General features: G+C 42.7%; 9 protein-coding genes. All 9 read left to right on the forward strand.

Annotated elements, in window-relative coordinates; all coding sequences use genetic code 11:
• The first annotated feature begins 103 nt into the window (after positions 1-103).
• The gene (locus tag HMPREF2794_RS00985) at positions 104-2,296 is read left to right on the forward strand and encodes a GH92 family glycosyl hydrolase (RefSeq protein WP_070750642.1); all 2,193 of its coding nucleotides are present in this window, start codon (positions 104-106) and stop codon (positions 2,294-2,296) included.
• 126 nt (positions 2,297-2,422) lie between these two features.
• A complete protein-coding gene (locus tag HMPREF2794_RS00990) occupies positions 2,423-3,013 on the forward strand; it encodes an RNA polymerase sigma-70 factor (protein WP_010539084.1) in 591 nt (196 codons plus the stop codon).
• Positions 3,014-3,083: 70 nt separating this feature from the next.
• Positions 3,084-4,097 carry a FecR family protein gene (locus tag HMPREF2794_RS00995; protein ID WP_022301857.1) on the forward strand — a complete coding sequence of 338 codons (1,014 nt, stop codon included), beginning with the start codon at positions 3,084-3,086 and terminating at the stop codon, positions 4,095-4,097.
• A gap of 272 nt (positions 4,098-4,369) precedes the next feature.
• Complete coding sequence (locus tag HMPREF2794_RS01000; protein ID WP_070750644.1) at positions 4,370-7,729, forward strand: SusC/RagA family TonB-linked outer membrane protein; 3,360 nt, start codon at positions 4,370-4,372, stop codon at positions 7,727-7,729.
• A gap of 11 nt (positions 7,730-7,740) precedes the next feature.
• Positions 7,741-9,699, forward strand: a complete 1,959-nt coding sequence (locus HMPREF2794_RS01005) for a RagB/SusD family nutrient uptake outer membrane protein (RefSeq protein WP_070750646.1) — start codon at positions 7,741-7,743, stop codon at positions 9,697-9,699.
• 152 nt (positions 9,700-9,851) lie between these two features.
• Positions 9,852-10,835, forward strand: a complete 984-nt coding sequence (locus HMPREF2794_RS01010) for a glycoside hydrolase family 43 protein (protein WP_083311991.1) — start codon at positions 9,852-9,854, stop codon at positions 10,833-10,835.
• A gap of 191 nt (positions 10,836-11,026) precedes the next feature.
• Positions 11,027-13,306, forward strand: coding sequence for a beta-glucosidase BglX (gene bglX / locus HMPREF2794_RS01015; protein WP_070750648.1), 2,280 nt, complete (start codon positions 11,027-11,029; stop codon positions 13,304-13,306).
• 31 nt (positions 13,307-13,337) lie between these two features.
• Positions 13,338-15,329 carry a glycoside hydrolase family 97 protein gene (locus HMPREF2794_RS01020; RefSeq protein ID WP_070750650.1) on the forward strand — a complete coding sequence of 664 codons (1,992 nt, stop codon included), beginning with the start codon at positions 13,338-13,340 and terminating at the stop codon, positions 15,327-15,329.
• A 229-nt stretch (positions 15,330-15,558) separates the two neighbouring features.
• A partial coding sequence (locus HMPREF2794_RS29210; RefSeq protein WP_210403586.1) for a hypothetical protein occupies positions 15,559-15,836 on the forward strand: 278 nt, incomplete at its 3' end.

Consider the following 15,836-nt stretch of genomic DNA (forward strand, 5'->3'; position numbering starts at 1 on the left):
GACCTCCCTCTTTAAATAAACATACTATACCATTACTATAAGAGGGATTTTTTTTATCTTTGTCGCTGTCATCATGCGACATTAACTTAACATCATACTTATCATGAAAAGAAAAATCCCTCTTATGGCCGCTGCTCTGGCGGGTGTGTTTTTAGGCACATCTTGTGATCCGGTAGAAAAAACGGATACAAAAGACTACACTCAATATGTGAACACTTTTATTGGTGCGGCTGACAATGGGCATACGTTTCCCGGTGCCTGTTATCCTTTCGGAATGATACAGACCAGTCCGGTGACAGGGGCAGTCGGCTGGAGATACTGCTCGGAATATACTTATCAGGACTCTTTGATCTGGGGTTTCACTCAGACTCACCTGAACGGAACCGGCTGTATGGATCTGGGAGATATTCTGGTAATGCCGGTTACCGGTACTCGTGCCCGTGCATGGGATGCTTACCGCAGCCACTTCCCGAAAGACAAGGAAGCTGCTACTCCGGGATATTATACAGTAGAATTATCTGACCCTCAGGTAAAAGCAGAACTGACAGCTTCTATCCATGCGGCTCTTCATCGCTATACATATCATAAAGCTGATTCGGCTTCCTTATTAATAGACTTGCAGCATGGACCCGCCTGGAGAGAAGAACAATATCACTCGCAAGTGAATAGTTGTGAGGTGAACTGGGAAGATGCCCAGACACTGAAAGGACACGTCAACAATACAGTATGGGTTGATCAGGACTATTTTTTTGTGATGAAGTTTAACCGTCCTGTTATAGATTCTCTTTACCTGCCGATGAGAGAAACAGAGAAAGGCAAACGGATCATTGCCACTTTCGATATGAAACCGGGAGAGGAACTGATGATGAAGGTCGCTCTTTCAACTACCAGCGTAGAAGGAGCGAAGAAAAATCTGCAGGCTGAAATTCCCGACTGGAACTTTGACGGTGTGAAGCTGGCTGCCCATGACGAATGGAATAGCTATCTGAGTCGTATTGATGTAGAGGGTACTGATGATGAAAAGACGAATTTCTATACTTGTTTCTATCATGCATTGATTCAGCCTAACCAGATTTCGGACGTAGACGGTATGTATCGTAATGCTGCCGATTCGATCGTGAAAGCCGGAACAGGAACGTTCTACTCAACATTCTCTTTATGGGATACCTATCGTGCCGCTCATCCATTCTATACATTAATGGTTCCCGAGCGTGTGGATGGTTTTGTCAATTCATTAATCGAACAGGGTGAAGTGCAAGGCTTCCTGCCAATCTGGGCGTTATGGGGAAAAGAAAACTTCTGTATGATTGGCAATCATGGTGTATCTGTCATTGCCGAGGCTTACCGCAAAGGTTTCCATGGCTTTGATGCTGAACGTGCTTTCAATATGGTGAAGAAGACGCAGACCGTATCTCATCCGCTGAAGTCTGATTGGGAAGTGTATACGAAGTACGGATATTTCCCGACAGACCTGACAAAGGCAGAGTCCGTATCTTCAACCTTGGAATCGGTATATGATGATTATGCGGCAGCTGACATGGCACGTCGTATGGGAAAAGAAGAAGATGCCGCTTACTTTGCGAAACGTGCTGATTATTATAAGAACTTGTTCGATTCGCAAACTAACTTTATGCGTCCGCGTAATGCTGACGGGGTATGGAAATCTCCGTTTAATCCCAGTGATGTAGGACATGCGGAAAGTACAGGTGGTGATTATACGGAAGGAAATGCATGGCAATATACCTGGCATGTGCAACATGATGTTCCGGGTTTGATTGCTCTCTTTGGTGGAGAAAAAGCATTCCTGAACAAGTTGGATTCTTTGTTTACAGTGAAACTGGAAACAACTCAGGCTGACGTAACAGGGCTGATCGGACAATACGCACATGGCAATGAGCCAAGTCATCATGTTACTTATTTGTATGCCTTGGCAGGTCGTCCGGAACGTACACAGGAACTAATCCGTGAGATATTTGACACTCAGTATAAGAACAAGCCTGATGGGCTTTGTGGAAACGATGACTGCGGGCAGATGTCTGCATGGTATATGTTCAGCGCAATGGGCTTTTATCCGGTAAATCCGGTCAGCGGTGATTATGTGTTCGGTGCTCCTCAGTTACCGAAGATTGTGTTGCATCTGGCAGATGGGAAGACCTTCACTGTAATTGCAGAAAACCTGTCGAAGGAGCACAAATATGTGGATAGCATCACGTTAAACGGTGAACCTTATTCCAAGAACACGATTTCTCATGAAGACATTCTGAAAGGTGGTACACTCGTATATAAGATGAAATAGGTCTTATATATAATAGTATAAAGAACCTCCCTCTAAAGAAATTTTTCTTTGGAGGGATTTCTTGTTTTATATGCATTAAATTCGAATAATTCTCTAAATTTGTGCCATTAATCCGGCTGATACATAATGGAGAATACTGAAACTTTAATAGTAGAACAACTGAAGGCAGGCAATGAAAATGCTTATCGTTACCTCTATGATCATCATTATGCCCTGCTCTGTCATGTTGCCAATGGTTATCTAAAAGATCAGTTTCTTTCCGAAACCATTGTAGGGGATACTATCTTCCATTTATGGGAAATACGTGAAACGTTGGATATCTCAGTTTCTATCCGCAGTTACTTGTTGAGAGCTGTCCGCAATCGTTGTATTAACTATCTTAATTCGGAGCGTGAAAAACGGGAAATTGCATTTTCAGCTCTGATGCCTGATGAGATGACAGATGATAAAATCATATTATCCGATTCGTATCCGTTGGGCACTTTGCTGGAGCGTGAACTTGAAAACGAAATATATAAGGCGATCGATAAATTGCCGGATGAATGCCGTCGGGTTTTTGCCAAAAGTCGTTTTGAAGGAAAATCATACGAAGAAATTTCCCGTGAACTTGGAATATCTGTCAATACAGTTAAATATCATATAAAGAATGCTTTAGCTTCTTTACATGTTGATTTGAGCAAGTACCTGCTCTCTCTATTACTACTTTTTTTCAGGTAAAGCGAAAAAAAATCATTTTTTGACTACCCTCAATTAAAAAGCAACTGTCTCCTTTATAGAAAGCATAAATATGGAAGAAGAAAATAGACATATTGATGAACTGATTGCCAGTTATCTGACTGAAGGTTTGGATAAGAACGCTCTAGACGAACTGAAAACGTGGATTGTCGCATCGGCTGAGAATCGGCAATATTTTATTCAGCAGCGGGAAATCTGGTTTTCTGCTGTAAATCGTGAAGCTGCATCTGTCTATAATAAGGATAAAGCGTTTGAGAATTTTAGAAACCGCGTTGAAAGCCGGAAGAAAACTCAGAGCACTTCCCGTCAAGGTTTTAGCTTGTCGGCGATATGGCGTTACGCAGCAGTGGTTGCAATCATGATAGCTGTGGGATGTATTTCTTACTGGCAAGGAGAAGTCAATGTGAAAGATACCTTTGCGGATATTTCAGTAGAGGCCCCTTTGGGATCGAAAACCAAACTTTATTTGCCGGATGGTACACTGGTCTGGTTGAACGCCGGTTCACGAATGACTTATTCGCAAGGTTTCGGGGTTGACAACCGGAAAGTGGAATTGGAAGGTGAGGGGTATTTCGAGGTAAAGCGGAATGAAAAGGTTCCTTTTTTCGTAAAGACAAAAGATTTGCAGTTGCAGGTGCTGGGAACAAAATTCAATTTCCGTGATTATCCGGAAGATCATGAAGTAATCGTTTCCTTGTTAGAGGGTAAAGTCGAATTAAATAATTTGTTAAGGAAGGAAAAAGAAGCAGTTCTTGCTCCTGACGAGAGGGCGGTGCTGAATAAGGCGAACGGACTTTTGAAAGTAGAATCGGTTACTGCATCCAATGCTTCTCAGTGGACTGACGGTTACTTGTTTTTTGATGAAGAACTTTTGCCGGATATCGCAAAAAAACTGGAACGTAGCTATAATGTGAAGATTCACATAGCCAATGATTCTTTAAAGACATTCCGTTTTTATGGTAATTTCGTCCGCCGCGAACAAAGTATTCAGGAAGTGCTGGAGGCATTGGCGTCTACGGAAAAAATGCAATATAAGATTGAAGAACGCAATATAACTATCTATTAACCGGTTACCAGAGATTATGATGCTATGATTGTTTAACCTTAAAAAATGAGCAATATGAATAAAGAGAAAAATACAGAATGATCTTTAGCTGACTAATAAGGAGAGACAACTAAAAAACCGGAAGATTTCGGACATCTCCCGGCTCCTTTAAGTCTCTTCTTTCAACAAACATCTAGTGTGAATATGTTTTCAAAAGAGAATATGCAAAGTTAGCAAAATACATCTCTTTTAAAACGAGTTATTCAAGTTTTAATTAATAATTTGTTTATTTTATGAATTACAGGAAGAAGGCCATATTAATGGTCATGGCTCTGTTTTGCCTTAATGTAGCAATACTGGCCCAGGCTGTTTCATTGAAAATGGATAACGTTTCAGTGAAAGAAGCAATGACCCAATTGAAGAATAAGAGCGGATATTCTTTTGTTTATAAAGTCGGAGATCTGGATACAAAGAAGATTATAACCGTAAAGGCAAAAGAACTGAATGAGGCTATTGATCAGATTTTGTACGAACAGGACGTTGTTTATGAAGTAAAAGGGAAGAATATAATTGTTCAGAAAAGACAAGCTAAACAGAATACTTCAAAAGACGGTAAAAAACGTAAGATAACAGGGACAGTGAACGATGTGAACGGTGAGCCTATTATTGGTGTTACTATAAAAGAAAAAGGGACGAATAACGGAACTGTATCAGATGTGAATGCGAAGTTTACGTTGGAAGTATCGCCGGGAGCAGTATTGGAACTATCTTATATCGGCTATCAGCCTTTGGAGGTGAAGGTTGGAAATCAAACCGATTTATCCATTGTTTTGTATGAAAAGCAGGAACTGCTGGATGAAGTGGTAGTAGTGGGATACGGTACTATGAAAAAGAGCGATCTGAATGCATCGATTGTTTCTGTAAAGTCGGAGAAACTCAATAAAACAGCTTCACCTAACTTCTCGGAAATGTTGATGGGGCGTGCGGCAGGACTTACTGTAAAACAAGGAAGTGCACAGCCTGGTGGTGGTCTGGAAGTATTAATTCGTGGTGCGGCTTCCACCGGTGCCGGCAACGATCCATTGTATGTTGTCGATGGCTTTCCCATAGTGAATGCAGGGGTCAATCCGGGAAGCGGCAATCAGTGGACAGCCGGAAATAACAGTCCTTTGAGCAGTATTAATCCTAACGATATCGAATCCATTGAAATCTTGAAGGATGCTTCGGCAACTGCCATTTATGGTGCGCGGGGTGCTAATGGAGTTGTATTGATTACGACAAAAAGAGGTACTCAGGATACGAAAGTTGAGTATAATATGAATATGTCTTTTCAGACAATAAATAAACGTCCCGAATTGTTGACAGCAGGAGAGTTGATGGCAACTCAGAACAGTTACTATAAAGAGCAGTATTTAATGCAGAACCTTGTGTATCCTTATGGAAATACTGATCCGAGTGCTGTCAGTCCTTATGTACCTGTGTACACAGATGAAGAAATAGCAAAAGCAGGTAAAGGGACGAACTGGTATGATATGATTACCCGTACCGGGCTTATCCAGCAACATAACCTGACAGTCACTTATGGTAATGAGAAAATGAAATCATTGATTTCCTTGAACTACTTCGACCAAAAAGGGGTTGTGAAGACATCCGGTTACAAGCGTTACAGTTTTCGCTATAACCTGGATCATAAAATAACTAAATGGTGGGATTATGGTATCTCTGCTACAGCCTCTTATGTAGTCGATCAAAATGCGACATTAGGGGGAGGATATGACAGTACGGCAGGTATTATTGAATCGGCTTTAAGTTATAGCCCGACAGTGAAGGCAGAAAGAGACCCTACAACCGGCAAATGGATTGAAGACCCTAAACAGGCATTACTCAATCATCCCTTGTCCTATCTGGACATTGAGGATGAGACAAAGACCAAGCGCTTTCTGGCAACAGCATTTACGAATTTTTATTTTATAAAAGATGTGTTCTGGCTGAAACTGTCTGCCGGGGCGGATATTCGCGACGGAGTGCGGCATAGTTATTATCCGATGACTACAAAATATGGAAGTAGTGTGAATGGAGACGCGAATATCAATTCCGCCAACCGCGAAGATTATGTGGCAGATATGGTTTTCAACTTTCAGAAGACTTTCAAAGAGAAGCATAAACTTCTTGCCTTGCTGGGATATTCCTATCAGGTGCAGAATGATGACGGAGCGTATGCACGTGCTATGGGATTTATGTCTGATGCACTGATGTATTACAAACTACAGGCAGGTGAAACGCGTCCGGTTGTCAGTTCTTACAAGAATAAACACGTGCTGGCTTCTTATTTCGGTCGTGCTCAATATTCTTTCAAGGACAAGTATTTGTTCACTTTTACAGCTCGCATTGATGGCAGCGACCGTTTCGGCAAGAACAATCGTTATGCCTTTTTTCCTTCGGGAGCATTTGCGTGGAGAATGAATCAGGAAGATTTTCTGAAAGATGTAAGCTGGCTTTCCGATGCTAAATTGCGTGTCAGCATGGGGCAGGTAGGTAACGAGAATCTACCTAACGATGCCGCTTCCGAGTATTTTTCCTTCGAAGGAAGAAATTACTATCTGGGCGATGTCGAAAAGCGCGGGGTAAACCTTGGAAAGTTCGGTAATCCTGACTTGAAATGGGAAACCACCACAGAAGTTAACTTCGGACTGGATTTCGGCTTTTTCCGGAATCGTATCAATGGTAGTGCCGATATTTTCTTTAAGGAAGTGAAAGACTTGCTGAGCTGGCGTTCATTGCCGCATACAGCTGTCACTACCGGTATATGGTCCAATATTGGAAAAACAAGAAGTACCGGTTTTGAGTTGACATTGAATACGGTGAATCTGGAAGGTCCGTTGCATTGGGAATCGACTTTGACGTACACTTCCTATCGAGACAGATGGAAAGAACGCGATCCGAAAGTAATTCTGGCTCCTTATGTGAAAGAAGACGATCCGGTGAGTGCTATCTATACATTGATTCCGGACGGTATAAAGCAGGCAGGTGAAGATACTTCTGCCATGCCGGACCTGTTGCCGGGACAACGCAAATATAAAGATGTGAACGGACTCGACGAGGAAGGGAATCTGACGGGAAAGCCTGATGGTAAAATAGATCAGGCAGACGTGGTATATCTGGGTACACGGGCACCGAAGTTTACGATGGGTTTTTCGAATGATTTCCGATATAAGGGCTTTGATTTGAATATCTATCTTTATGCTTCAGTGGGCGGATATTCATATCCTTATACCCAGGTAGAACATGGGGTGTATGGTGGAAATGGCATTCAACGCCTGAAAGACAATAATAACTTTCTGGCGGATATAAAAAATCGCTGGACTTCCGATAACATGGGGTCTGCTATGCCTAGTGGAGAGGTGAACAGCTATGATAGTTACGGTGCTCCAAACTGGGAAAAGAATACATATTTGCGTCTGAAGAACGTGACGTTAGGGTATGATTTGAGCAGACTGTTTAAAGCAAATAAGTTGAAAGTAAGATTTTACTTTTCCGGTCAGAATCTGCTGACGTTTACCGGATATAAAGGACTTGATCCGGAAGTCGAAAACGATCGGGCGGCGTATCCTCAACAAAAAACTTTTTCATTTGGGCTTGATGTGAAATTTTAAACTGGAATGTCATGAAGAAATTTGTCAAAAAACTAATATTACTATTTATAAGCATTCAGTTTGCAGCCTGTGAGGGTAATTTGGAACCTCACTTGTACGGAGTAGTAGATACTGGAAATGCGTTTAGTACTCCTGCCGATCTTTCGGCTGCCACTGTTGCTCTTTATTATGAATTGCGCCAAAAAGGCTGGGGACCTTATTTATTCTGCGATGGAAGTTCTTTTGTGATGGACGAAGTTTCAACAGAAGAATGGACTACCAAATGGTCATGGGTTGCTTTTCTGAATGGCACGTGGACGGATGCCGATCAGATGGTGAAAGGATTCTATAATTGGACGGCACCTAATATCACCCGTTGCACTTATACAATAGCGAAAATGGAGGAGTCTCCGGTGACACAATCGGTGAAAGACTTGTATATTGCGGAAGTTCGGGCACTCAGAGCATTTTTTATGTTCGATTTATATAGGCTTTATGGTCCTATGCCGATGATTCTGGAAGCCGACCAGGCGATTAATCCGGACCCGGATTATAAACCTTATAGACCGACGGCAGAGGAAGTCGGGACTTTTATAACAACAGAACTACGGGCTGCCGCCGACGCGCTTCCGATAGAACAAGCTGAATACGGACGTATCACAAAAGGAGCTGCGCTTCATTATTTGCTGAAATATTACATGCACGAAAAACTGTGGCAGAATGCTTTGGAAACAGCCAATGAAATAATCGGTTTGAATTATTATGAACTGGAAAAGGATTATGCAAGCATATTTTCTGCCCAGAATGAAGGCAATAAGGAATTGATGTTTGTCGTGAGGGCGGAACCGCTTGCCGATTATGGTAATCATACTTATGCCAATATCTTGCCGGGAGACTATGCTTCACCTCATGGAAACATTGTGGAAGGATGGTCCGGACACCGGATGCCATGGGAGTTCTATGATACGTTTGATGAAAATGATCGCAGAAGAGCTCTGGCACAAGCCGAATATACTTCAAAATCCGGTGCTACCATTGATTTGAGGGCAAGCGGTGATGTAGGAGCTCTGCCTTTGAAATATGGGATTGATCCTGAAGCCACCGGTACTTGGGCAGGCAATGACAAAGTGCTCGATCGGTATGCGGAAGTGTTGTTGTTTAAGGCAGAAGCATTGAATGAACTGAATGGTCCTAATCAGGAGAGCGTTAACTTGATTAATGATATCCGGAAACGTGCATTTGGTTTCGGCACTTCTCTGCCTGCGACTCCCGTTTTCAAAGAGAGTTTTGACGGGGAATTTGCCGATGATGTAATAGGTATATTCTCAATGAATAATTATGATCAGGCCGGTGGATCTGCCTGGAAGTATAATGTGGATAAAAACAACACGTTGAACAATGGAAATTGCTTGCATGTGGAGGTGGAATCTTCTGGTACGGAATTCTGGACTTTGCAAATGCGGACAGAGCCTTTGGTGGCAAAAGGACGCAAGTATTCGATAAAGATGAAGCTGAAAGCCTCGAAAGACGTTCAGTTTGAAATTCGTATTGAAGGACCATTGAGCCATATGGAAACTATATCTTTGAAGGCTGGCGAAGTTAAGGAATTCTCAACGCAGACAGGCAAGGCTACGGAAGATAAAAACTGTGCCCTGTTCCTTGCCTTGGGAAATTCAGGCAGCGGCTATGATCTTTGGATTGATGAGATAGAGTTTACAGCGATGGAACAGGCTGCTGAAGGAGGAGAGGATGTAATGAAGCAATTGTCCGATTTTCCGGATAAGGAGTCATTGCGAGACTGGATCCTGAAAGAGAGAGGCTGGGAGTTCTGGTATGAAGGAAAACGGAGGGAAGATTTGATTCGAATGGGGAAATACGTAGAAACCGGTAAGCAATACAGCAGTAATTTCTCAGAGAAGAATCTCCTGTTCCCGATACCTACTTCGGTCATTATTGAAAATTCTCATATTGAGCAGAATCCTCATTATTGATTATGAATTTATTTATCAGTATTCAATAGGTAAGTAGATAGGGAGTTGTAGCAGGTAGCTTTTCTGCAAAGCGATGAAGCATACAGGCTTCAGCTCCCGGTTTATCCGGTATAGGATTGTAAATAAGAATTTTACTAACTAATCATTGAGATATGAAAAAATTAAAGCATTCTATTCTTTCGCTCTTGCTGTTGATGGGAGCATGTATTGTCAGTTGTAGTAATGATGATGGGGAGACTTCCTCTGCCGGTCCGGGTGAAGCGGAGGAAGAAAGTTTCACTATTCCTATATCGAGTCTGCGTTTGAGAGACCCGTTTATTCTGGTCGACAAGCAAACTTCGATGTATTACCTTCATTTTAATAATAACTTGAAAATCAGGGCTTATAAAAGTAAAGACTTGTCAACGTGGAAAGATGAGGGCTATTCTTTTATAGCGAAAAGTGACTTTTGGGGACAACAGGATTTCTGGGCACCGGATGTGTATGAATATGAAGGACGCTATTATTTATTTACCACTTTCAGCAATACAGGAGTGAAGCGGGGTACTTCTATTTTGGTTTCCGATAGCCCGAAGGGGCCATTTACACCGCTTGTAAATAAAGCGATCACTCCTTCCGACTGGATGTGTCTGGATGGCTCTTTGTATATCGATAAAGAAGGAAATCCCTGGTTGCTGTTCTGCCGTGAGTGGCTGGAGGCTGTAGATGGTGAGATTTATGCTCAACGGCTGGCGAAAGATCTGAAGACGACCGAAGGTGATCCGCATTTGTTGTTCAAAGCTTCAGAAGCTCCCTGGGCAGGTACTATTACAAGTTCCGGAGTGACGGGCTATGTTACGGATGCTCCTTTTATTCATCGCCTGGATGACGGCAAACTAATTATGTTGTGGTCCAGTTTCCGGAAGCAAGATGGAAAATATGCTATCGGACAAGCGATATCAGCGTCCGGTGACATTCTGGGACCTTGGGTACAGGAACCCGAAACATTAAATAGCGATGATGGCGGACACGCGATGGTGTTCAAAGACCTGAAAGGCAGGTTGATGATTTCTTACCATGCACCTAATTCACAAACGGAACATCCGGTGATAACACCAATTTATATTAAAGATGGAAAATTTGTAGCTCTGAATTAATGTGGCTTTTTCTTTCTGAACCGTCTATAGTATAGAATCAGTTGGCAGAGATAAATAATCTATTTTGTGAATATATGTCTCATTATTTAGAAGGAAGTGTTAACTTTGGCGAAATAGATGCTGCTGACAGGTACAGTCATTATTATACAGAAGGTTAAGTCAGAAAAGTAAATAAATAATTTGAAGAGCTTATGAAAATAAGAAATCTGGTGTTGGGTGCCCTTTGTGGCATAACATTCTTTTCCTGTTCGGCGTCCGGTGGAGGAAAAGATGCGGAAATGGATCGTTTTATAACGGATCTGATGGGTAAAATGACTATTCGTGAGAAGTTGGGACAGTTGAACCTTCCTTCCGGTGGCGATTTGGTGACAGGCTCTGTGATGAATACCGAGCTTGGCGATATGATTCGCAAAGAGGAAATAGGTGGCTTCTTCAATGTGAAAGGGGTTAAAAAGATTTATGACCTGCAACGGCTGGCTGTAGAAGAAACCCAGTTGAAGATTCCTTTGATAGTCGGAGCGGACGTCATACATGGTTATGAAACGATTTTTCCGATACCGTTGGCACTCTCATGCAGTTGGGACACGTTGGCTGTTCAGCAGATGGCGCGAATTTCTGCTATTGAGGCCAGTGCGGATGGCATTTGCTGGACATTCAGCCCGATGGTAGATATCTGCCGGGATGCTCGTTGGGGACGTATTGCCGAAGGAAGCGGTGAGGACCCTTATCTGGGATCACTGTTGGCAAAGGCTTATGTGCGTGGTTATCAAGGGAATAATATGCAGGGAAGAGATGAAATTCTTTCGTGTGTGAAACATTTCGCCCTTTATGGAGCTTCAGAAGCCGGTAAAGATTATAATACGGTCGATATGAGCCATCTGCGCATGTATAATGAATATTTTGCTCCTTACCGGGCTGCTGTTGAGGCAGGTGTCGGTAGTGTGATGAGTTCCTTTAATATAGTAGATGGTATTCCGGCTACGGCAAATAAATGGTTGCTGACAGATGTACTCCGTGACGAATGGGGATTTCAGGGACTTTTGGTTACAGACTACAATTCCATTGCTGAAATGGCCGTTCATGGGGTAGCTCCTTTGGAGGAAGCTTCTGTCCGCGCTTTGCAGGCGGGAACGGATATGGACATGGTTTCCTGCGGCTTTCTGAATACATTGGAAGAATCACTGAAAGAAGGAAAAGTCACTGAAGCACAAATTAATACAGCTTGCCGCCGTGTGTTGGAAGCCAAGTATAAGCTGGGCTTATTTGCCGATCCGTATAAATATTGCGATACACTGCGTGTAGAAAAAGAACTTTATACGGCTGATCATCGTGCTGCTGCACGTGAGATTGCTGCAAAGACGTTTGTCCTTCTGAAAAATGAAAAGAATCTTCTTCCACTGGAGGAAAAAGGAAAAATAGCTTTAATAGGTCCGATGGCAGATGCACGTAATAATATGTGTGGTATGTGGAGCATGACTTGCACTCCGTCCGGACATGGCACATTGCTGGAAGGAATCCGGTCGGCTGCAGGAGACAAGGCAGAAATTCTTTATGCCAAAGGCAGCAATGTGTATTATGATGAGGAAATGGAAAAAGGAGCTGTCGGCATCCGTCCGTTGGAACGTGGCAACGATCAGCAATTGTTGGCCGAAGCATTGCGTACGGCTGCCCGTGCAGATGTGATTGTGGCTGCTGTGGGCGAATGTGCCGAAATGAGTGGGGAGTCCCCTTCCCGCACTAATCTGGAGATTCCCGATGCTCAGCAGGACTTGTTGAAAGCACTGGTGAAAACAGGCAAGCCTGTGGTGCTGCTTCTGTTTACCGGTCGTCCTTTGGTGTTGAACTGGGAGAATGAACATGTTCCTGCTATTCTGAATGTATGGTTCGGAGGCAGTGAGACAGGAGATGCCGTTGCCGATGTTTTGTTTGGTAAAGTCGTTCCGAGTGGTAAGTTGACCACTACGTTCCCTCGTTCGGTGGGACAACTTCCTCTGTTTTACAATCATCTGAATACGGGACGCCCGGACCCGGACAATCGTGTTTTCAACCGATATGCCAGCAATTATCTGGATGAGAGTAACGAACCTCTTTATCCTTTCGGTTACGGTTTGAGCTATACCGATTTTGTATATGGTGACCTGCAACTCAGTTCGGAAACCTTGCCCAAAAACGGGACTCTGACAGCTTCCGTTACCGTAACCAACCGAGGAGATTGTGACGGCTATGAAACAGTACAAATCTATTTGCGTGACATTTATGCGGAGGTAGCGCGTCCGGTGAAGGAACTGAAAGGTTTCGAACGCATCTTCCTGAAGAAAGGAGAGAGCCGCGAAGTGAAATTTGTGATGACGGAGGATGATCTGAAATTCTATAACTCCGGATTGCAATATATCTACGAACCGGGTGAGTTTGACGTGATGATCGGTACGAATAGTCGTGATGTACAGACGAAGCGCTTTAGTGCGGAATAATTATTTTGAAATCTAATATATAGTTACAACCATGAAGAAACTTACAATTCTATTGTTATTATGCGTATTGTGTACGCTTTCACTGCAAGCTCAAAAGCAGTTTACCCTGGTCTCACCCGATGGAAATCTGAAAACGACGATTAGCATAGGTGACCGGCTGACTTATGATATCACTTGCAACAACAGGCAGATTCTTGCTCCTTCTCCCATATCCATGACATTGGATAACGGGAATGTCTGGGGAGAAAAAGCGAAATTATCCGGAACCTCCAGAAAGAGTGTGGACGAGATGATACCTTCTCCTTTCTACCGTGCCAACGAATTGAGAGATCATTATAACGAACTGACATTGCGTTTCAAAAAAGACTGGAATGTAGAGTTTCGTGCATACAATGATGGTATTGCCTACCGGTTTGTCAATCGGGGTAAAAAGCCTTTCCACGTTATAGATGAAGTATCCGATTATTGTTTCCCGTCGGATATGGTTGCCTCCGTGCCTTATGTAAGAAGCGGCAAAGATGGTGATTATAACTCACAGTTTTTTAATTCTTTCGAGAATACGTATACAACGGACAAACTGTCGAAACTGAATAAACAACGCCTGATGTTTTTGCCGTTGGTGGTGGATGCAGGCGAAGGTGTGAAGATTTGTATCACGGAGTCTGATCTGGAGAATTATCCGGGACTTTATCTTTCTGCCGAGAAAGGTGGAAACTGTTTGAGCAGTAAACACGCTCCTTATCCGAAACGTACGGTGCAGGGTGGACACAATCAGCTTCAGATGTTGGTAAAGGAGCATGAAGACTACATTGCAAAAGTGGATCAGCCAAGAAACTTCCCCTGGCGTATAGCTGTGGTTACGACAACCGATAAAGATCTTGCCGCAACCAATCTTAGTTACCTGCTGGGTGCCCCTTCCCGTCTGAGTGATCTTTCGTGGGTTAAACCGGGAAAGGTGGCATGGGACTGGTGGAATGACTGGAATCTGGATGGCGTTGATTTTGTTACCGGAGTAAATAATCCGACTTATAAAGTATATATAGACTTTGCTTCTGCAAACGGAATTGAGTATGTGATACTTGACGAGGGATGGGCAGTGAATTTGCAGGCGGATTTGATGCAGGTCGTAAAGGAGATCGATCTGAAAGAATTAGTGGATTACGCGGCGTCCAAAAATGTGGGTATTATTCTTTGGGCCGGTTATCATGCGTTCGAGCGGGATATGGAAAATGTTTGCCGTCATTATGCTGAAATGGGAGTAAAGGGCTTCAAAGTAGACTTTATGGACCGCGATGATCAGGAAATGACCGCATTCAATTATCGTGCTGCTGAAATGTGTGCTAAATATAAATTGATTCTCGATCTTCACGGCACTCATAAACCGGCTGGTTTGAATCGTACTTATCCGAATGTGCTCAATTTCGAAGGAGTAAATGGGCTGGAGCAGATGAAATGGAGTGCTCCTTCGGTAGATCAAGTAAAGTATGATGTGATGCTTCCTTTTATTCGTCAGGTTTCCGGACCGATGGATTATACACAGGGAGCGATGAGAAATGCTTCCAAAGGTAATTATTATCCTTGTTATTCGGAGCCGATGAGTCAGGGAACGCGTTGCCGTCAACTTGCTCTGTATATGATATTTGAATCTCCTTTTAATATGTTGTGTGATACTCCGAGCAACTACATGCGTGAACCGGAATCAACAGCGTTTATTGCTGAAATACCAACCGTGTGGGATGAAAGTATCGTTCTTGACGGTAAAATGGGAGAGTATGTTGTGACAGCACGACGGAAAGGAGATGTCTGGTATGTAGGTGGAATTACAGACTGGACTGCACGTGATATTGAAGTTGACTGCTCTTTCCTGGGCGATAAATCTTATAATGCTACTTTGTTTAAAGATGGTGTGAATGCCCATCGGAATGGTCGTGACTATAAGTGTGAGTCTTTCCCGGTAAAGAAGGGTGGTAAGTTGAAAGTCCATTTAGCTCCGGGAGGAGGCTTTGCCCTTAAGATAAAATAATATTGTTATTTCATATAGTTCTATACTATCTGAAAGCTTGAGATAGATTCGATGCTGCTTCGGAATATTCTGATGCAGCATCGTTTTTTTGTATTAAGTTTTGAGTGGCTTGTTTCTTTGTGTTCATAAGACATTGAGCAGCTTTAATATATGATAGAATGTGCAAAGCAGTGCGGTATTGCGTAAATCTTACATGGTTTATCTGCAATTATGTGTATAAAGTATTTTTATGAAGATACTGATATTCGGAAAAGCTGATTTTGATATCGTTCAACTCAAAGAGAAACTCAAAGTGGAACCCAAAGAGAGCCGCTTTGCAGGACTTGAAGTAAAGTATCGGATTCTCCCTGATTTCTTAGATAGGAACTTTTCTATAAACTTTTCTCTAAAATTATATTTCTACACGATATTCTCAATCAACTGTCTCATTTATAACTTGAACTTAGGATTCTCTCCAAGTGAATTCAGTATAGGTTTTGCTCCCATGCTCTCACTTTTTGCTTGTAT

It is taken from the genome of Bacteroides sp. HMSC067B03 (genome assembly GCF_001811315.1).
Taxonomy (GTDB): Bacteria; Bacteroidota; Bacteroidia; order Bacteroidales; family Bacteroidaceae; genus Bacteroides; species Bacteroides faecis.

Bases quoted from the DNA above. Each gene is read 5' to 3' on its own strand.
- HMPREF2794_RS00985 (WP_070750642.1), top strand. From the start codon at position 104: ATGAAAAGAAAAATCCCTCTTATGGCCGCTGCTCTGGCGGGTGTGTTT.
- HMPREF2794_RS00990 (WP_010539084.1), top strand. From the start codon at position 2,423: ATGGAGAATACTGAAACTTTAATAGTAGAACAACTGAAGGCAGGCAAT.
- HMPREF2794_RS00995 (WP_022301857.1), top strand. From the start codon at position 3,084: ATGGAAGAAGAAAATAGACATATTGATGAACTGATTGCCAGTTATCTG.
- HMPREF2794_RS01000 (WP_070750644.1), top strand. From the start codon at position 4,370: ATGAATTACAGGAAGAAGGCCATATTAATGGTCATGGCTCTGTTTTGC.
- HMPREF2794_RS01005 (WP_070750646.1), top strand. From the start codon at position 7,741: ATGAAGAAATTTGTCAAAAAACTAATATTACTATTTATAAGCATTCAG.
- HMPREF2794_RS01010 (WP_083311991.1), top strand. From the start codon at position 9,852: ATGAAAAAATTAAAGCATTCTATTCTTTCGCTCTTGCTGTTGATGGGA.
- bglX (WP_070750648.1), top strand. From the start codon at position 11,027: ATGAAAATAAGAAATCTGGTGTTGGGTGCCCTTTGTGGCATAACATTC.
- HMPREF2794_RS01020 (WP_070750650.1), top strand. From the start codon at position 13,338: ATGAAGAAACTTACAATTCTATTGTTATTATGCGTATTGTGTACGCTT.